The organism is Paenibacillus sp. GCM10027629, from assembly GCF_042676425.1.
In the GTDB taxonomy this organism is placed as follows: domain Bacteria; phylum Bacillota; class Bacilli; order Paenibacillales; family Paenibacillaceae; genus Paenibacillus_K; species Paenibacillus_K terrigena.
In genome coordinates this window covers 792656-813171 of the sequence record NZ_JBHTGZ010000003.1, presented here as the reverse complement: position 1 = coordinate 813171, position 20516 = coordinate 792656, and the positions used below count along the sequence as shown (strand labels likewise).

Here is a 20516-nt window from a genome sequence, read left to right as displayed (position 1 = left end):
TTACTCCCCCCCTTTGGTCACTTTGAATTGTTTCGTGTTGTAGTCCACCGTGACCTGTGTTCCACCCTCGTAGGTCGTTCTATAGACGTGATCAGATAACTTTTCATGATTGATCATAGGCTGATTGTAAACCGAAGCCAGCTGATTGAACTGGTTGTATTCATCAACAAGCCGCTGCTTCCATACGGCAAACTCGCTGCTGTATACATATCCATAATCCGTACCTTTCAGCACCCTGCTTGGCAAATACGTTAATTTGAAAGATGGAATGGCACCATATTCAATGGCTCTTAAAAAGTCATCCTCATAGGACTCTCGCAAATTCGCGGGAGAAGTCGAATACGGAACCGAGCCGTGAATAACCATCGGGTAGAATGGCACCGTCTCATCAACCATAAAATCATAGCTTGGAGAGGAAGTAATATCCTCGACATAATCGGAATGACTTAGTGCATAATCATGGCCTCGATGAACACTCACCGAGCCAAGCTGATTCTTTGTGTATTTCAACAGTTCTTCATAATAATAAGCTGTGTCGGCTCTGGTCAACGGCGCTGTCGTCTGATAGTCGCTATAGACAAGATTGCCCGGCCCGTCAGCGTAGAGTATTCCATTAACGCCAATATCCTTCAGCGCATCGATAACTTCCTTTTGCTTGCGGATCGCCAGAGTCGGATTCACGATGAACCGTGTTTTCATGCTGCCAAATATACTTTCATTCCCCGCCATGCCGAACTTTTCTTGAAGCACCGTCGTATCCAGGCTGCGGACACCGTCCGACTTCATCGTGAAACTGGAATAGTTCTCTTCCTTCCACCCGATGAAGTCTTCGAACAGCACGTGAATCCCGTTCTCATTCATCTTCTTGATAAAGTTCTTTGCCGCTTGAGACCCACCTAACTCCGATACAATGGGCAGACGTTGATCCGAATACATGCGTCCGCTGTCTTGCCAGCCCTCATACATCACGTTGATGTTGGAAATGCCCTGCTGCATAAGCTCATCAATCATCATGCCAGCCTGCTCGAATGTCGTAGCTGATTCGTAGCTGTATCCGCCGAATCTAGCTTTAGTTCCTCCACCGACAATGGCTAGCTGGAGCGGGATATCATTCATTGCCTGCATAGCTTCGCCTAGCAAGCCGTTCTCCAGCATATAACTGCGGTAAGTCTTCGCCATACCCACATAATTCGCATCCTTGCCGGACAGAAAACGGAATAACACACGATGATCCGACTTCATCCGTTCCTTTTGGATGGTGTTCACGACTTCGCTCGTTAAACCGCTGACCCTCCGTCCGAACTCGTTCCGATACTTGAAGCTGGCACTCAGCGAGTGGTAGGATCCTACAATACCGGACGGAAGGGCTTTAATGGTCGTTGCAAACTTTCCTTCCTCGACTATCGCCGTAAAGGCTTGATCACCGCGAACTAAGCCGTATACCGGGTAGCTGATCGCCTCCCGCTTCACCGATAACATGTTGCGATCCTTCAGGTTCGATGGATCATCACCGTAAATGGCGAATTCATAACCTTTGACGACCTCTGGGCGTTCATAATCATAATGAATGAGTCCTCCTGGACCATCTGGTACGAACAGATATCCGTCCTCTTCTGTTCCCGATACGGCTCCGAAGAATGGAAGAATATCTAGGGAATACATTTTGAATTCGCCCGCTTCATTTATCCCTTCGTCAGGCACCGCCACTGCGAGACCATGATCCGTTAATTGATACTGAATGGCGAACGATAGCCCTTCTTTCTCATAGGAATAGGTAACCTGAATGCCGGCTTCCATTCGGATATAGCTAGCCTTCAACTTTGTGTCGAGCGCATTCGTTAAAATCTTTCTCGTATCCCCCTCTGATACATATTCCATCACAAATGGAGATTGAAGATTCTCAAGCAATGTGCCTTTGACCGTTTCTTTTGCTATGCTTTCTTGAGCTGGATTACTTCTCCACAAAAAACCGTTCGCCTTGTTTAGCACAGCAATTTGACTCGTCTTCGGATCTAGCAGCAATGTGTACCGTTCATTATCCGCTGCCTTAGCAAAGCCATTTGCTTGCACATCTTGTGGTATCCACGCTTCGGCTTGCAGAACCTTCAATGGCATAGGTGTCGGAGCCACAATATTCATTTCCGCAAGCTTAGGTAACCGATCCCATCTCGCGATCATGACGCTCATCGCAATGATGAAGACGGCTGCCCCAACCCCTATCAAGAACCTCAGCGATATGCTGTTCGGCCATATTCGTTTAGCCACATTAGCCACTGAAGGTCACCTCCCGGTACAGCTGCTTGATAAAGTCAAGCAAGTTTATTGTTAGTCCCGCCATGATCGTGAAGAAAATCCAAATCACGGCTACTGTAAACAGCGTAATCACAACAATCTTCAACGTCTCCATGAAGTCGAAGTTATGGATAACCTGGGTCATGATAAAGAACAGCACGATTATCCAGATCCACATCATTTGCTTCATCAGATCAACCACAATCATTTCCTCAAAAACAATGATATTCGTAAGAACAATGATCGGAATTGTCATGACGATATAGGGTACGAGCGCATACGTACTTGCTTGGAATACTTCTCGAAACCGTCCTTCTCCACCCTTAATTGTGCTTACGAGATAGTTAGCCACGACCCATGTAGCCCACGGAACAATCATGATTCCGATCGAGAGCTTAATATTGATTCTGGATAGATCGAATGGGTTGACGACAAAGCCGGATGCGAACAGGGAAAGGATATGTACACCTGCTGCCATCAATAATATGAGTATCACGACGAGCCAGGAAATATTGCGTTCCTTAAGCCGATAGAAGCCTTCATAAGGGTGTACGATCAAGTAGAAAGCATCCTTCACTTCTGTGCCGTATCGCTGCAATCGATTCGGCCATGTTCGAGAACGAGTATATTGACGCCATTTGCGAATGGCATAGCGTAGAGCCAACACCAGAATAATGACAAGCGCCAGTGCAAGTATTAAATGTCTCTGCAGCCAATCATAACGGACATTCCAGAATGCATCGGAATAGCCGAGAGCATCCTGAGATTTCTTAAAGTTGGCAATTGCTTCAGCATGATCGCCACTCTGCAGAGCAGCTTTGCCTAAGCCGTTATATGCAATATTCAGCATTCCGTTCTCACGAATCACTTCTTCCCAGTAAGGCTTGCTGGCTACGTAATCACCTTCATAGTACAGCTTCGTTGCCGTTAGGAAGGTATCGCCAAAGCTGGTGCGGCTGAAAACTTGAATCATATTTAATGCAGCATCTGCAACCCATAGCTGCTTGCTGCTGTTGACGGCTATACTGGTTGGAAAGCTTGTAACGCCGAGCTGACGCGCATTTTTATTGCCTTGACTGAAGTTAACCAGCGTTGTCCCGTTCGGTTCATGAATACTGATCATACCGAACTCACGGTCCATACCGTACATGAACCCGTCATGATCGATGGCGACATCGACTAATTGATCTTCCCACAAGTCTTTGTTCTTGAACGCATCAGCGCCGCCGGCATTCAGCTTCTTGATCTGTCCATCGTCTTTACCTACCGTGGTTGTCAGAAAAAAGTGATCCGAAGTAGCCGTAGTATTAACGATTGGATTCGGACGCTTCGCTGCCTCTTTGTCTAATTGTTCCTTTGAGAGGATCATGCGCTTAAATCGATCCATCCAGGAAAGCGTAGTCTTATTCGCTCCGAAGAACCCCGTAAACTCTCCCTTGGCATTCATGCGAAACAGACCTTGATACGTATCCTTCACCACGATATACATGACGCCGCGTTGATCGACGACTAACTTGGTCGGAAGAAAATGATACTCTTTAAACAGCAGATGAGATTCAGGTTTCGCGAATACTTGCGCTGCTTTCCCGTCTGCGTTGTACTTCACGATCGTTTGATCTCCCGTATTTGCTGCGTATATCGTGCCATCATCAGTGACAAACACCCCTTCAGGTTGATTCAATTTGCCTAAACCATCCTGATCACCGATGCTGCGGATATATTTGCCGGTTGGATCAAGCTCTATGATGCGATTATTGCCTGTATCCGCGATATACACGTAATCATTGCTTGCAATAAAAATATCCGAAGGTCCAGAAAGCTGCGTTCCTATGCTGTTACCGTCAATTACTCTATCAGGCGTATACAAGGGCTGCGTCATGATCGCTTGACCTGTTTGAACATCGATGAAAAAGGTATCATATGGGATTTGTGCAGCTGCAATCATCGGGGAGAGCAAGCACATCAAGCATAAAGACAACATGATTTTTATTTTAAGTTTCATTTTGCCACCCTCCCCATCTTATTTCACGCCTGAATGCAGCATCGTTTGGATCATTTTCCGTTGAAACAGCAGGAAGAGGATCAGGTTCGGCACGAACATGAGCAGACCTACAGCCGCGGATATACTAACAGCTGCAACACCCGGGACGTTCGTAGTAAACGCTGTCACATAATAGGCCATCGTCTTCATCGTCTCGTTCGTGATGTAATTCATTGATGTTTCGGTATCCAAGAAAACGGCTTGAAACGTAATAATACATACTGTTGCTACTGCAGGAGCCGTAAGAGGAATAATAATTCGTGTGAACACCGTCATATCCGTTGCCCCATCCAGCTTGGCGGATTCCACTAAGGCATCCGGAATCTGATCAATGAACTGCTTCATGAGAAACACGGCTACAGGAGCGGCGATGAAAGGCAAAATGTGCGCAAAGTAAGTGTCAGTGAGCTTCAAGCCGCTCATCATAAGGTAGCGCGGAATCATGACTGTTTCTGGTACAAACATGAGCGAAATCATAATAAGTGCCATGATCAGTCTTTTAAAATGAAACCGATGCTTCGACAGCACATAGCCGGCCATCGTACTGACCAACACAACCGCAGCAAGCGTAATACTGGAAATGAGTAGGCTATTGAACAAATAGCGGGAAAACGGAACAACTCCTGCTGCGGTATGCAGCAGCAATTGTTCGAAATTACGCAGCGTCGGATGCTGTACGAAAATCGTCGGCGGGAACAAGAACAGTTCATTTAATGGCTTAAACGCATTGTTGAACAAGAATATGATCGGCAGCAGCATGAATACAGCAATGCAGCTTAAGAAGACGATAAGAACTACACGGGATAAGGTCATTTGCTTGCGAATCTTGCGTATCACCTATTCGTCCTCCTTCGTTCTAAATAAGGCATAGCTAAGCTTCATCAATCCATAGCTCAGAATCAGCAGAACAACAGATAAAGCTGAGGCATAACCCCATTCGTATCGTAGAAATGCATAATCATCAATATGATTCGTGATCAAATGGCCTCCATATTGCGGCGTAATCGTTTGTCCTGTCAGCTGCGTGGATATAGCGCCTGCCTTCAACGTACCAACGATCGCCATCACAGCGCTGAACAGCATCTGAGGTTTCATCGATGGAATCGTAATATAATAAACCTCCTGCAGGCTGCTCTTAATGCCATCAATTCTGCCCGCTTCATACAACTCTGTATTGACGGTTTGCAAGCCTCCTAGCATGGCCAAGAAGCCTACTCCCATACTGGTCCACAGCGAAACGATGATCATGACCCACATTAAATACTTAGGATCCTGCAGCCAGAGATGCGGCGTATCAATAAACCCGATTTTCATTAGAAAATTGTTCAGATACCCAACCTGATCACCGCTGAAGGTGGCAATCCATATGACCGATAGAGCAACACCCCCGACCATGGAGGGAGCATACAGAGCCAGTGTAAACACATCACGTATTCGGCTTGGAAGCTGATGGATCAACCATGCAAATAGGAAGGAAAGAATATAGCCGCCAGGCCCGACGATCACCGCGAACTTTAACGTATTGGGCAGCGTATATTTCATAAATGTCGTATCTTGTGTCAGAAGGTTAATAAAATTGTTGAAGCCGATAAATCGCGGAAATTCAATGCCGTTAAAGCTCGTGAAGCTGAGAAATGCAGCAATGAACACCGGAATCAGGATAAAACACAAGAAACAAAGCATGAAGGGCGCCAGAAACAAATACGACATGCGGCTCTGCCAGCATTCCTTCGCAAACTGTCTGATGCGTTGGTTATATCGCGGTGATGTTGGCTTCACTCTATCCATTTCGGATACACCATCTTGAGGCAATGGTGCTAATGGTGCTGTATTCATGGCCTACTCTCCCTTCTATACGGCTGATCGTATGGGGTAATGGACAGATCATCTTTATGTGTCGTGCCGAATTCAAGCTGTTTACGAGTCATCTCTCTATCTAAGGATTTCTGCGCTTTTTCCAATGCTTCTTTCGGAGGCTTGCCGTTAAGTACAACCTCGTTCCACGCAAAGTCCATTTCACGCGGTAATAAATAATATCCTGGTACAAACGGCATGTTCTTGGCCCATGCCAGCTGCTCATTCAACATCGACAGGTCTTCTTCCGGCCAAGTCACCGATTGCATCGCAGCAAGATTAGCCGTTTGCCACCGATATTCGATACCTGCGAACGATTCGATGTCACTCGCGTATCGGCTTTGCGTCTCATCCGATGTCCACCACTCTAGGAACTTCCACGCCTCTTCTTGCTTATCGCTTTTCTTCATCATGAATGCCGAGGTCGTTCCGAGCGAAGTCCAGCGTGAGACCTTGCCGTCTGGCTGCTTTGCTCCCGGGATCGGCAGCATCTTCCAGTGACCCGCAAGCTCAGGCGCCGCCACAGTCAGCTGAATATAGGTACTGATATCATCGACTCCAATTGGTATGTCTCCAGAGCGAAAGTGATTAAAGAATACCGGTACATCTCTTGGCAGGTTGTACTTCGTATACCAATCCGTCCATTGCTTAAATGCGGCTACACTGGCGGATGACGCAAGATCGGGCTTTAAACCATCTGAAGTATACAACTCTACTCCTTGCTGATTAAATGCTGTGATAAAATCAGGCTTTTGCGGCATAAACGGCCTGTTAATAAGCGGCAGCTTCGGATACATAAACGTCATCCCGTGCTCCTGCAGGGTCGGCAATAGGATCAGTACATCATCCCACGTATCCGGCGGCTGAAGTCCAAGCTCCTCAAAAAGATCCGTCCGATAAAACATCATGTTCATATTCTGCGTTTCGGGCAATCCATAAGTTCCCCCATCAAATGTGTAGGAGCGCATAACACCAGGGTTAAACCTGGTCTTCACATCTTCAAAGCTGGGAAATTGGGACAGATCCTGCGCTGCTCCGCGCATAGCAAAATCTATCGGTGTCTCCATCCCTACGCCAAGCGCAATATCTGGTTGTGTACCTGCGCTACTACTCATCAGCAGCACCTTCTGGTCAGGCATGAGATTAAGGCTCACTTTGATTCCAGTCTTAGGTGTAAAGTCCTGCTCGATCATGAATTGGAGTAAATCGTAGTAGTCACGACCCCGCTGTACCCATATCGTTAGTGTTTTGTCGTCTTGAGGTTCGTTGGTGTCGTAACGTTGCACGAAGGTGCGGAAGAAGTTCGTCATCGTATAAGCGGTCTTATCCCATGCATTCGGTAGTCGCAATCCCGGGGCTGCCTTAGGGCTGCGGACGACTAGATAATCCAATTGAATCTTTTGTCTCTCGATCGGTTTGATCCAAGTATTGATACTAGATTTCATGTCCGAAAAAACGGTTATGTTATTCGGTATATCGTTCACATCATCGATCAATTCTTCAAGCTGGTTCATAGATGCACTAAGCGCTGTTGTCGAATCCGTTACCGCTTGATTCAGGAAATTCATATAATCGCGAACGGTCCGCATTTCCGAGAGCAGCGACTGCAGCTTGGATTCCATCTCCGGGTCATATCGGTCCATCTCCCAGACGCGGCTCTCATCCATGTTCTGCGCTGAACCGAAGCCGTAATTACCTGACACCGTGCGAATATCCCATTCTATATCTGTCATTCTTTCATTCAATGCATATAAGGCCAGAATTGCAGGACGAATGAGCGAAGTATCTGCCGTCATGCTTAGTCGGTGGGTCCCTTCTGTTAAATAAAATTGATAAGCATTCCCGACCGCATCAGACAGCGGTTTGATCTTCAACTCGGTATTCGGTTCGAACTTATAATGCAGCATCTCTTGAAAAGGTACTTTGCCATCTATTTTTATCGTACGATAAACACTGGAATGTCCATTGTAGCCTTGAAAATATTTCGTATCGATGGCATAGCGTCCCGCTTGCGGAACGGTTATCTCCCATTCGAGTGTATCGCCCGCGTCTTTCCATGTATCTCCGCCAATCGCGTTATAGACTAATCGTCCTTTCGGGTCCGGTTGAACGAACGGCTCGGCAACGCTAAGCGTTCGAATGCTGACGGATGATTTCTGTTTGAACTGCTCCGCCTCTATAATTTGAAACCAATCTTCCTGCGCTTCGCTAGCATCGTTCTGAGCTAAATATTCGGTATAACTCGGTATGAGTTGTGGCGCTGACAATGTCAGTGAATAGATCGATACAGGTTCCTTGACACCGACCATGCGGATCGTATGAGTTCCCTTCTTGAGAGCCCATCGCAATGGTTCCGCAGAAACTGAATAATCTGAGACTCGAGTTGAGCTCCATGCGAACACCTCTGCTTGAACAGGCCGAATTTCATTGCCGATTGCGTTGCGTTCGTACGGATATTGACTGTCATGCCACGTTCGATCCAGCTTAATTCGCTCCGCCTCTGCAAATGGATATTTCCCATCCACCTGAATTCCACGAATGATTGGCGAGAAGCTTCCCTTTATCGGCATGTAATCTATAGTCAGATCATACAAGCCGTCCTCAGGAGCATTGAATTGCCACTCCAGCCAACCTCTTTGATCATTCCAATCTACGACTAGCGCATTTTTATCCGGATCATGGCGAACTTTGATATTGGATTGTTCCGCTGAAGTTGAAAAATCCTTTGCCAGCACGACGATTTCGGCTTGGTGTTCAGGGATCGGCTTGAACTTGTTATATTCATCGCTAGTTTTCCATTGAATATAGGACATTTGCTTGCTCTCTGAAGTGCTTAATATGTTATAAAGCGCTTCCATCTTGATAGCTGGAAATACCTCGGTTTTCTCTGACAATGATCGCCATACAAAAAAGAGAACAATACAACTTAGAAATATACCTAATGTGATAAGCCATCTGCTTCTTCTTATTTTCGTCATCAACGATCCCCCCGCACCGCCAAGGATACCCCGCTTTCACGATCAAACAGATGGGCCTTATCCATGCGGATCACCAGCTTTACGGTCTCGCCTATTTGAATCGGAGTATGAGGTTCCGCACGGGATATTACCGTATCTTTTCCTATCGTTGCATATAAGAATGTATTGGAGCCCATCGGCTCAAGCATGTCGATGATTGCTGTTGTTTGCCATTCCGGGTAGGCATCAAGAGCCCAGCCTTCACAAGCAACGTATTCCGGCCGAATCCCCAGAATCACCTCTCGTATTTTGCTGTTGGCTGCCTTGATATGCGGTATGTAGGAGTCATGTATTTTCAACTTCAATCTTTTATTTTCGAAGAAATATTCGCCGTCGTGGGTTGCAATCGTTCCTTGAAGAAAGTTCATCTGAGGGGTGCCGATAAATCCAGCTACAAAGAGGTTGTCTGGGGAGTCATACAATCGCTGTGGTGGGGCTACTTGTTGGATATTACCATCCTTCATGACGACAATTCTCGTACCCATTGTCATCGCTTCTGTCTGATCATGCGTCACATACACCATCGTAGTGTTCAACTGCTTATGCAACTTGCTGATTTCCATTCGAGTCTGCGTTCTGAGCTTGGCGTCCAGATTTGAGAGCGGCTCATCCATCAAAAATACTTTCGGTTCTCTGACAAGTGCGCGTCCAAGTGCCACCCTCTGCTTCTGTCCGCCAGACAATTGATTCGGCTTTTTTGTTAAATATGCCGATATTTCAAGCATCCTTGCTGCCCGATTCACTCGTAGTTCAATATCATGCTTTGCAACCTTATGCAGTTGTAATCCCAAAGCCATATTTTCGTATACGGTCAGGTTCGGATATAGCGCATAATTCTGAAATACCATGGCAATATCGCGATCTTTAGGAGATACATAATTCATGAATTTCCCATCAATATAAATGTCCCCTTTCGATACGTCCTCCAAGCCTGCTAACATACGCAGCGTCGTTGACTTACCGCATCCGGAAGGCCCAACCATAACGAGAAATTCCCCATCTTCAACGGTCAAGTGAAAATCATGAACAGAAGGATTACTTTCACCTTTATAGTATTTATACACGTGGTTGAACTCTACGTTCCCCATAGATCGATACCCCCATGAACTGAGAAAAATTAACATTTTTCATATTTAGGATCATCATAGCAAATAAAATAACTATCGTAAATATAAAATCATTTCATGTACATGAATATAACGAAATATTTTTTAGCATACGTGAAAAAAGTTTGTTGACATGAAAAACTATCATGATAAAATCGTCTCAAGAACTACTTCCATGTTATCCCACCTTATGAATAATATAGTTGCCGCATTCGAGACTGCAATGACGCAGAAGGAGGAGGATTACAGGCCTTAGGACTTAACTTTCGTCCATGATGTTCAGGCATCCCAGAGGGAAACAGAATCCAGTGCTTTGCATGTACTTGAATCTATTTCATAACTTAGGGGGAATTCGAATGAAATCACGTCATAGCAAGCTGCGGAGTTCATTGCTGGTCATACTTACTTTTTTTCTCGTGTTAACAGCATGTTCCGGCGGAGGCAATTCCGCAACGGATACACCAAAAGATCAACCTGCTAAAGCGGGTGAAAAGCAGCCAGACCCTGCTCCTACCTCTACGCCTGAACCCGAGAAGAAAGATCCCGTGACCTTGAAGCTGCACACTTGGTTTGTAGGTCCTAACCAAGCATTGTTTGACAAATTCCACGAGATGTATCCATGGATCACCATTGAGCCGATTACGAAGATTAACGGAGGGATCATTAAAAACATTGTCGCTGGCGAAGAATCTGATCTCGTATTCCTGGACAACGGCTTAGTTGAATGGATGAGCGGTGACCTATTGGAAGACTTGAAGCCTTATGTAGAGAAGGATGAACGAATAAAGAACGCAGCTACGGTTCCAGGATTTTTGGAAGCGTTTCAAACAGGCGGCAAGCAATATACGATCCCATACTCCGATATCCCGATGTGGGTCGTTGTGAACAAAGATTTGCTAAAGAAATCCGGTCAGGAAATGCCTTCGAACGATTGGACTTACGATCAATTCCTCGAAATGGCTAAGAAAGCAACGAACCCAAGCGCCAACGAATGGGGCGGAATCGGCTTAAGTGGCGACTTATCTCAAATTATGCCGATAGCGAATGGCAATGCTGCCAACTATCGTCTCATGAATGAGGATATGACGCAAAGTGTAGCAAATTCGCCTGGTGTACTAGCCGATTTGAAGTGGGTTCAAGAGTTAACAACCAAATGGCATATCCAGCCTACACAAGAAGAAGCCAAATCATTAGGCTTTGATCAGGATGGAGCGTTCTATAAGGGCAATTTCTTATTTATGATAGGAGCGGACTGGTACTTGCCAGGCTTGAAAGAGAACGCTAAATTCGAGTGGGATGTTCTTCCAATGCCGAAAGGAAAGGTTACGCAAGCTACTGTTCATCAAGCTGGAGCTATTGCCATTCCGAAAGGATCCAAGCATAAAGAAGAGGCCTTTATGTATATCAGTTTCTTGTTCAGTGAAGAAGCGCAGAAGACCATGATCGAGAATGGTTCCGGCGCATTTGTAAGAACTCCGGCATTAGACAGCTATTATGATCAAGTCGAGATGTGGAAAGGTAAAAACGTTGAAGCCATCAAGATGAACGGGAATATGCCTGTATTCTCAAGAGACCCTGCGATTACGGAGTTCAGTTACTTAATGGATGGTGTTCTCGGAAGAATTCAAACCAAGCTGGCAAAAGGCGGAGACTTTAACGAGATTATCCCATTCGTTGAAAAATATAATACAAATGCAGCTGCAGCCCGCAAGGCTCTAGGGTGGTAAGTTCCTGCGACAAATAGAAGCATCAAGAGGGTTTGAGGCTGTTGAGCGTGTATCAACAGCCTTTCCTTCTCTTTTATAGCTCGTCGCTATTATCGATTTATTATTGGAGAGGAACATGCGTGGTGAACGAAAATATACCGAAATACGGAACAGACGCCCCCCCTTTTTCAAACACTTCACAATCTGATACATTGCTGTTTGTATCAGGTCAAGCCGGCTTGGATCCAGAAACGGGTGAAATTGTGTCGGATGAACTTGAAGGCCAAACCATCGCGACGATTCGTAACATTGAACGAATCCTAACGCAATCATGCTTGAATTTGGAGGATATCGTTAAAGTCAATGTCTTCTTAACCGACCGCAATCATTATGAGCCATTTAATCAAATCTACGCTAGACTGCTCCCCCAGCCATTTCCTGCGCGTACTCTCGTTTATTGTGAATTGAATTTTAACCTACTCGTTGAGATTGATGTGATTGCCATGCTGAAAAAGGACAATTAACCGTGACGAAAAATATGGTTTATGGGAGGGAATAGTTGATGCGAAAGCGCCTTTTCGTGGCTGCTATCACGGTCTGTTTGCTGCTAATGGTATGGACGGGGTTACCGCATACGGTTCAAGCATCTAGTGAAAATGGGTCGAGAAGCGAACTTTCCGCGCAAGTCAACAAACTCAATTCGTTGATCGCAACGACAAGCCGTGTGCCATTGAAGCAATTTCTAGAAAGCGTGCGCGATCAAGCGAATGCCGTGTTGGGAACTTCGGAGATATCCTATGCGCAGGGCCTAACAACTGATAAAGCATTGAAATACGCTTTAAAGCTGGTGAAGGATACGAATCCCAGCGGTTCTGCTGAACTCTGGGCTAACTCCCCCTTTATCGTGTATTCGGTAAAGGCGCTTAGTCCAGAAATGCGTCTCCCTGATAACCTCCCTGAGGACGGTAAAGTAAGCGACCAACTTAAGATTGTCTCCGCGCAAGGTGAATTCGAAGCCGCTTCGTTCGTGCTCGCTCCATTAAGCGATGTAAGCTCTGTTACCTTTACAATCAATGACCTTCAAGGGAGTAGCGGCAGCACAATCCCAGCAAGCGCTATAGACATGCACGTAGTGAAGACATGGTATCAAGGCGGAACCGCTTGGCAGAGTTATTTCTTTGACGACACCAAGGACGTGCTTGTACCCGAACTTCTACTGCATGATGAGAATCTGATCAAGCTGGACGATGGGCAAAAGAAAAATTTCCTACGTGTCGATTATCCGACAGGGTCGCAATATGTAAATATATCTGGGAGCCCTCCTCAATTTTTCAATCGATGGACACAACCGGTTGAGGATAGCCCGGTATTGCTGCCGATCACTCTGAAGCAAGGCCAGTCAAAACAGATGTGGGTTACGACGAAAGTGCCTGGCGGTACGCCGGAAGGAGTATACACAGGAACGATTGATATAACGGCAAACGGAGCCCCTGCTGGGCAATTGATGCTCAAGATCCACGTGCTGCCGTTCGAGCTCCCCGATCCGAAGACCAATTATGACCTGAACAAGGATTTCTACGTCATGATGATGCATGGCTCCACGCTGAAGAATGAATTAAAAGGAAACGAAGGAAATACACAGCTTGCAGAACAGACACTGCTGAACCACTATCGCAACTTGGTGGAGCATAATGTTGTAAACCTGCCGCCACATTCTCCATTTGATGTCAATCATCCGCAGAACTTCCTCCGTCAAGTGGAGCTGATGAAGCAAGCCGGTGTGCACTTGAATCCGTTCTTTGGCGCAGGGCCTGCGTTCACGTCAAATGAATACTATAGCATTTGGAACAGTTATTTAATTGCGAAGAAAGCCTATGAAGCGAATCCGACCGATGCGAATAGAACAGCTATGGAGAGCAAGTACAACGCATATTTGGCAACGCTTGAACCTGCGAAGGATTACATACGACAGACGTTTGATGCCGTCTCCGCTGCAGTCGGCCATACAAACATCTACTTTGACGGGTGGGATGAAGCAGAATGGAATCGATTGCTATGGCAGCAGCCTCTCTGGGATTACATCAAGGAGGATGTGGGTGCGAAAGTGTTCGCGACAGGGAATGCAACCCACCTGGAGTTGCCGACAACGGAGGAATTCATAGACTGGGCTGGGGAGCCAACTCTTGAGAAAGCAGATGCTTGGCATGCTCTGGGCAGCGATAAACTAATAACGAACTACGCTCATCCGCATTCAGGACCGGAGAACCCGGATTTGATGCGTCAGCGTCACGGCATGTGGCTGTATAAAGCGAATTACGATGCAACCTACAACTATATCTGGTATTTCGATAGCGATATTGTCAGCGCATGGAGCGAGTACATTGATGCTACGTTCCGCGGATTCAACTTCGTATATCCGACGAGAACAGATGTAATCGATACGCTGGCATGGGAAGGCTTCCGCGAAGGCATCGACGATATCCGTTATGCAACCAAACTCAAGCTGGTCGCACAAGATGCGCTTGCTTCGGGCAATGTGACTCGCATCGCAGCGGCAACTAAAGCCTTGACTTGGCTGGAAAAGACCGATGAACGTTCGACCAATTCGGATCTCATCCGATACGAAATGATCCAACACATTATGAAGATGCTCAACCTAGCCCATGCGGAATAAGGAGGAGATATCCTTGGCGAATAAAACGTTGCGATGCTTGCTAATGCTGATGCTCATGTTGTTACCCGTTATCTCAGGCTTGCCAAATGTGGCCGCGGCGCAGGATGTGAATAGACTAGCATACCAAGTGAAATATACGACTGAACATTTGGCTACACCATCGGACTGGTATAATAGCAGTTTCTTCAACAATCCAGATTATAAAGAAAACCGGTTTGTCCAATATTGGGTGGAAAATCCGATAGCGCCCGGCGGTACTCGCGATACCGGATTCTATATCGTGTACAATGAGGATGGAATTTATATTTTCTTCCAATCTAACGAGTCGGAAAGGGAAACAAACGGCGAATTGAAGAACAGTTCCATTGAGCTCTTCTTGCAGACTGGGCTAGACGGTGTCCCCTACCATCAGATGATTGTACCTACGAATGATAGCCCGATCGAGTATTACGAATGGCAGACGGAGAATCGCAATAATCGTCCGCTCAAAGGAAACGTCACCGTAACGAATGAAGAAATCCCTACGGGATGGGGCACTGTAGTCATGATCCCTTGGGAGACCTACTATGAGCATATCCCGTTGAACGGCGAAGACTGGATGTTCAGCATGATTCGCTGGGCCCCCTCCGGCTTCTCTCCGACTTGGGGAGGACATGTGCACCAAGTAGGAAGATTCAACACACTCGACTTCCAAGCACCGACTGAAGAACAGCGAATGGCTATCCAGAAAAATATCATTCGTAAAGCTTGGAACAAATTTAACGAGACAGCTTCTCAGCTGGACACAACCTGGCTTAATGGCGATTCTGATGATGATAACTTCTATCATCGTTACCTTCAACCATTAATTGCTCAGGGTCGAGCGAACGGCAGCAATATCCCGAATTTAGACCATATGAATGCAGCAGAAATTGATGTGTTATACCAGCATGTAAATAGTTGGTTTGAACTGCGTTATAATGCTGAGGATCTGAGAGAATCGTATATCCAAGGCTTGCTGTTCCGTGAGAACGAGCCACCAACAGTAACCGATGCAACATATACCACTTTGGTGAATACACCGGTCAGCGGCATCGTTGTGGGAACAGATCCGGATGGAGATCCATTAACCTATTCTTTAGGCGCCGCTCCTGCTCACGGTGCGGTTAACGTGAGCGCCGATGGCAATTGGACGTATACACCGAATCAAGACTATACGGGCAGAGATCAATTCCAGGTCATCGTCACCGATCCAGTTGGAGATACGACGACCTCGACGATCGATTTGACGATCACGTCAGGCCCCATGACGACGGTTGCCCTGGACCCGCCATCGCCGAATGGAAGCATTGGATGGTATACTTCAGATGTCACTGTAACAATGTCAACTTACAGTGATGTGATAGACATGAACAGAACGGAATATCGCATCAATAACGGTGATTGGCTCGTGTATAGTGTTCCCTTCACCATTGCTGAGGAAGGCATTCATGTTGTAGAATACCGTGGCATGGATAACGCCGGTAATGTAGAGAAACCGCGATCGATCCAGCTCAAAATCGATAAAACTCCTCCGACGGTAGCATTAACCTTAGACAAAACAGTATTGCCGCATCCGAATCATAGTATGGTGCCTATTGAAGCTACATTAACGATAAGCGATCGTATTTCAGGTATCTCATCTTTCGAGCTGACCTCGATCACGAGCAATGAGGACGATAATAGCTTGGGTGATGGAAATACTAGTAACGATATTCAAGATGCTGCGTACGGAACGCCTGACACTTCTTTTAAGCTGCGCGCTGAACGATCAGGTCGCGGAACTGGCCGTGTATATACAGTAACGTATACGGTATTTGATCATGCGGGACTGAGCTCATCGGTCAGCGCAACGGTAACAGTACCAAAAGGCAACTAAATTCTTGAAGAGCGAATAATGGCAGAAAAATCGTGATATGTACCTACGAATGTCGCAGAATTGACTGATAAATCGTCAATTCTGCGACATTTTTTTTTCGAAGCTGCAAAAAAAACACCTTCCAGACTAGAAGCTGAAAGGTGTTCATCGAATAATATTTGATTTTCGCGTTAAGTCTGTTCATTCAATATGTCTTGTAGCCATTTCTTTTCTTTCTTATTTAACTCCACATGCTCAAGCAGATCAGGCCGCCGCTCTAACGTCCGGCGCAACGATTGCTGCTTACGCCACGCTTCCACATTCGCATGGTGACCTGATAACAAGATGTCCGGAACTTTCATCCCCCGAAAATCGGCTGGTCGCGTATAATGCGGATATTCCAGAAGCCCCGTGCTGAAGGAATCAGTTACCGCTGAAGTCTCATTCCCAAGAACACCTGGCAAGAGCCGTGCAACGCTATCGATAATCGTCATCGCCGGCAGCTCACCGCCGGTTAGAACATAATCTCCGACAGACAGCTCATCGGTCACCAAGAATTCTCGAATCCGCTCGTCATAACCTTCGTAATGTCCGCAAATAAAGATGAGATGCTCTTCCTTGGCAAGCTCTTCAGCCTTCGCCTGTGTATAGCGTTCCCCTTGAGGGCACATCAGAATGACACGCGGTTTCGGGGCATCTTCTTCGATCAAGGACTCCACCGCTGAGAAAATCGGCTCAGCCTTGAGAACCATCCCGCCACCGCCACCGTATGGGTAGTCATCGACCGTATTATGTTTATTGTTGGCGTGTTCACGGAAGTTGTGTGCGCGAAGCTGCACGATTCCTTTCTCCTGGGCTTTTCCTAAAATACTGCTATTGAAAACCCCTTCGAACATCTCCGGAAATAAGGTAAGAACATCCATTCGCATACTATATTAACCCTTCCATCACATGAACCTTAATGATCTTCTCCTGAACATTGATATCCAGAATGACATCGTCAATAACCGGCAGCAGAACATCATCCCCTTTATTCCGCTTCACAACCCACACATCATTCGCGCCAGGACTCAGAATTTCATGAATCACACCAAGTTCTTCACCTTCGTCTGTTATGACCTGACATCCGATGATATCGCTATAATAGTATTCATCTTCATCCAAGGCTCTACGCTCGGAATCTGCAATTTTCAGCAGCCATCCTTTGTACTTCTCGACATCGTTGATATTGCCGAATCCCGCGAATTTCAATACATATACATTCTTCTGCAACCTGGAGCTTTCTACAACGACTGGGATTGCTTGCAGCGTCTCTGGGTGTTGGAAGAACAGCTTGCTTTTCGGTTGAAAACGCTCATCGGGAAAGTCGGTCTGTGGCACGATTTTAAGTTCGCCACGAATCCCATGTGTATTGACAATTTTACCTACAGTATATAATTGTTCCGACATAAGAACCTCCTAGAATATATCTTGATCTATGTAAAAGGCTGCTCTTATCATGTGCAACCTCATCGTTCGATATGAAAAAGAGGCTGGGATATTCATCCCAACCCCTTCTCTGATCACTTAAGATACGATGTCAACGGTTACCCGTTTACTGACTTTCACTGCTGCAGATGTTACAACCGTACGAAGTGCTTTGGCGATCCGTCCTTGTTTACCAATGACCTTCCCAACATCGTCAGGATTAACGGTTAATTCATAGACAATGACATGCTCTTTCTCCACAACTTCAACGTGAACATCCTCCGGATGGTCGACTAAAGCCTTAGCAATAACTTTTACTAAATCTTCCATACGATTCCCTCCGAATCAACAGCTTATTTCGATTGCTTAAGCTCATGGAACTTAGTCATTACGCCCGCCTTGCTAAGCAAGTTGCGAACAGTATCGGAAGCTTGAGCGCCCGTTTGAAGCCATTTTAGTGCTTTTTCTTCATCGATGTTCACAACTGCTGGTTGAGCAACTGGGTTGTAGAAACCGATTTCCTCGATAAAACGACCATCACGAGGAGAACGAGAGTCAGAAACAACAACACGATAAGAAGGAGCTTTATGAGCACCCATGCGTTTTAGACGAATACGAACTGCCACGAAATTCACCTCCCTCAATTAATTAACAAGTCTATATTGAACCATTAACGAAATGGTCTCATACCGCCTTTTCCGGCTTGCTTCTTTAAGTTCTTCATCATTTTGGCGCCTTTACCGCCGCCGCCCATCATATCGGAGAACTGCTTCATCATACGACGCATATCATCGAATTGCTTAATCAATCGGTTGACATCGGTTAATGTCGACCCGCTGCCTGCTGCAATCCGCTTACGACGGCTATGATTGATCAAATCCGGCTCATTCCGCTCTCTCGCGGTCATCGAATGCACAATCGCTTCGATACGGCCCATTTGCTTCTCGTCGACTTTGATGTCTTTCATTTGTTTCACTTTGCCCATACCTGGAATCATATCAAGAATCTGATCCAGAGGACCCATCTTCTTCACTTGCTGCATTTGCTCCAAGAAATCATCGAACGTAAAGGATGCATCACGCATTTTCCGTTCCATTTCTTTCGCTTTCTCTGCATCAATGTTGGATTGAGCTTTCTCGATCAGGGATAACATATCCCCCATGCCGAGGATACGGGAAGCCATACGTTCCGGATGGAATGGCTCGAGTGCATCAATCTTCTCACCTAGTGCTGCAAACTTGATTGGGCAACCTGTTACAGCCTTAACCGAAATCGCCGCACCACCGCGAGTATCACCATCGAGCTTCGTCAGAACGACACCTGTAAGTTCAAGCTGCTTATTAAAGCTATCTGCGACATTAACCGCATCTTGACCTGTCATCGCATCGACGACGAGCAAGACTTCGTCCGGCTTCACTGTGGCATGAATTTGCTTCAACTCTTCCATCAGCTGCTCATCGATATGCAAGCGACCCGCCGTATCGATAATCAGATAATCATGTCCATTGTCCTTCGCATGTTGGAGAGCTTGACGTGCAATTTCAACCGGGCTTGTCTGATCTCCAAGCGTGAAGACAGGAACCTTAATCTGTTCGCCGAGCACCTGCAACTGCTTGATCGCTGCGGGACGATAAATATCGCCTGCCACCAATAGCGGCTTGTGGTTCTGCTTCAGGAGCAACTTCGCCAACTTACCGCTGGTCGTCGTCTTACCGGCCCCTTGCAGACCCGCCATCATAATGACGGTCGGCGGTTTGTTCGACTTCGCGAGCTTTGCATTCGTTCCGCCCATAAGATCCGTTAACTCTTTGTTAACGATGTCGATAATGACCATGCCTGGCGTGAAGCTCTTCTCTACTTCTTGACCTAGGGCACGCTCTTTGACTTTCGCGATAAAGTCCTTCACGACCTTAAAGTTCACGTCCGCTTCCAGAAGTGCGAGTCGAACTTCGCGCATCGCTTCGATTACATCTTCTTCGGTTACTTTCCCTTTGCCGCGCAGCTTACTAAACACGCTGGAAAGTCGATTCGTTAATCCTTCAAATGCCAATCTCCGTCACCTCCGTCCTTGATTTATCATGCGTCCATGTTCTGTAAATTCTCAAGTGTTAGTCTCGCCTGTTCTTGATGTTCCTGAGGTATATATTTAAGTACTTCGCTTAATTGTTCCATATAAGTATGACGCATTTCGTATTTGCGCACAAGTCCAAGCTTCACTTCGTAATTCTCGAGAACTTGTTCCGCCCGTTTGATGTGCTCATATACAGCCTGCCGGCTTATACTAAATTCCGCAGCGATCTCTCCAAGTGAGAAATCATCATGAAAATAACATTTCAGGAATGTCTGCTGTTTCTCCGTTAGCAGCGGCTCATAAAAGGCAAACAGTAGATTCACCCGATTCGTCTTGTCGAGCATATTCTCCTCTTTCACGCCTTCAGCCACTCCCTCCGTCAAGGAAAAGTCCTTTACAGCAATTCAACATG

16 protein-coding genes are annotated in these 20516 nt (G+C 46.3%); 4 read left to right on the top strand and 12 right to left on the bottom strand.

The window, feature by feature from the left end; translation table 11 throughout:
• From ACFQZR_RS04265 to ACFQZR_RS04240, 6 genes are read right to left on the bottom strand one after another with little or no spacing between them, the layout of a single operon-like run.
• Positions 1 to 2274 (bottom strand): DUF5696 domain-containing protein, encoded by a 2274-nt coding sequence (locus ACFQZR_RS04265; RefSeq protein ID WP_379343162.1) that lies wholly within the window; start codon positions 2272 to 2274, stop codon positions 1 to 3.
• Positions 2267 to 4294 (bottom strand): YIP1 family protein, encoded by a 2028-nt coding sequence (locus ACFQZR_RS04260; protein ID WP_379343160.1) that lies wholly within the window; start codon positions 4292 to 4294, stop codon positions 2267 to 2269. Before ACFQZR_RS04260 ends, ACFQZR_RS04265 begins: the two co-directional genes overlap by 8 nt.
• 18 nt (positions 4295 to 4312) lie before the next feature.
• Positions 4313 to 5170 (bottom strand): carbohydrate ABC transporter permease, encoded by an 858-nt coding sequence (locus tag ACFQZR_RS04255; RefSeq protein WP_379343158.1) that lies wholly within the window; start codon positions 5168 to 5170, stop codon positions 4313 to 4315.
• Positions 5171 to 6169: a carbohydrate ABC transporter permease gene (locus ACFQZR_RS04250; RefSeq protein ID WP_379343156.1), complete on the bottom strand. Its 999-nt coding sequence runs from the start codon at positions 6167 to 6169 to the stop codon at positions 5171 to 5173.
• Entirely contained in the window at positions 6166 to 9165 is a 3000-nt protein-coding gene (locus tag ACFQZR_RS04245; RefSeq protein WP_379343153.1) for an extracellular solute-binding protein, read from the bottom strand. The genes ACFQZR_RS04250 and ACFQZR_RS04245 overlap by 4 nt, the downstream gene beginning before the upstream one ends.
• On the bottom strand, positions 9165 to 10292 hold the full coding sequence (locus ACFQZR_RS04240; protein ID WP_379343151.1) for an ABC transporter ATP-binding protein: 1128 nt from the start codon (positions 10290 to 10292) through the stop codon (positions 9165 to 9167). Before ACFQZR_RS04240 ends, ACFQZR_RS04245 begins: the two co-directional genes overlap by 1 nt.
• A 374-nt stretch (positions 10293 to 10666) precedes the next feature.
• On the opposite strand from ACFQZR_RS04240, the gene ACFQZR_RS04235 reads away from it, so the two are divergent.
• The 4 genes from ACFQZR_RS04235 to ACFQZR_RS04220 all read left to right on the top strand — a co-directional run bounded on the left by ACFQZR_RS04235 (position 10667) and on the right by ACFQZR_RS04220 (position 16587).
• On the top strand, positions 10667 to 12037 hold the full coding sequence (locus tag ACFQZR_RS04235) for an extracellular solute-binding protein (protein ID WP_379343149.1): 1371 nt from the start codon (positions 10667 to 10669) through the stop codon (positions 12035 to 12037).
• Positions 12038 to 12156: 119 nt separating this feature from the next.
• Complete coding sequence (locus ACFQZR_RS04230; RefSeq protein ID WP_379343147.1) at positions 12157 to 12540, top strand: RidA family protein; 384 nt, start codon at positions 12157 to 12159, stop codon at positions 12538 to 12540.
• Positions 12541 to 12578: 38 nt separating this feature from the next.
• Entirely contained in the window at positions 12579 to 14690 is a 2112-nt protein-coding gene (locus ACFQZR_RS04225; protein WP_379343145.1) for a hypothetical protein, read from the top strand.
• A 13-nt stretch (positions 14691 to 14703) separates the two neighbouring features.
• Entirely contained in the window at positions 14704 to 16587 is a 1884-nt protein-coding gene (locus ACFQZR_RS04220; RefSeq protein ID WP_379343143.1) for an Ig-like domain-containing protein, read from the top strand.
• A 170-nt stretch (positions 16588 to 16757) separates the two neighbouring features.
• Here the strand turns inward: ACFQZR_RS04220 and trmD are convergent, their stop codons facing one another.
• The 6 genes from trmD to ylxM all read right to left on the bottom strand — a co-directional run bounded on the left by trmD (position 16758) and on the right by ylxM (position 20463).
• Positions 16758 to 17495: a tRNA (guanosine(37)-N1)-methyltransferase TrmD gene (trmD, locus tag ACFQZR_RS04215; RefSeq protein ID WP_379343141.1), complete on the bottom strand. Its 738-nt coding sequence runs from the start codon at positions 17493 to 17495 to the stop codon at positions 16758 to 16760.
• A gap of 1 nt (position 17496) precedes the next feature.
• Positions 17497 to 18015: a ribosome maturation factor RimM gene (gene rimM / locus ACFQZR_RS04210; protein ID WP_379343139.1), complete on the bottom strand. Its 519-nt coding sequence runs from the start codon at positions 18013 to 18015 to the stop codon at positions 17497 to 17499.
• Between the two features lie 117 nt (positions 18016 to 18132).
• Positions 18133 to 18363: a KH domain-containing protein gene (locus ACFQZR_RS04205; RefSeq protein WP_018757779.1), complete on the bottom strand. Its 231-nt coding sequence runs from the start codon at positions 18361 to 18363 to the stop codon at positions 18133 to 18135.
• A 23-nt stretch (positions 18364 to 18386) separates the two neighbouring features.
• A complete protein-coding gene (rpsP, locus tag ACFQZR_RS04200; RefSeq protein WP_018757778.1) occupies positions 18387 to 18659 on the bottom strand; it encodes a 30S ribosomal protein S16 in 273 nt (90 codons plus the stop codon).
• Between the two features lie 44 nt (positions 18660 to 18703).
• On the bottom strand, positions 18704 to 20083 hold the full coding sequence (gene ffh, locus ACFQZR_RS04195; protein ID WP_379343136.1) for a signal recognition particle protein: 1380 nt from the start codon (positions 20081 to 20083) through the stop codon (positions 18704 to 18706).
• Between the two features lie 26 nt (positions 20084 to 20109).
• Positions 20110 to 20463: a YlxM family DNA-binding protein gene (gene ylxM / locus ACFQZR_RS04190; protein ID WP_026263997.1), complete on the bottom strand. Its 354-nt coding sequence runs from the start codon at positions 20461 to 20463 to the stop codon at positions 20110 to 20112.
• Positions 20464 to 20516 lie beyond the last annotated feature (53 nt).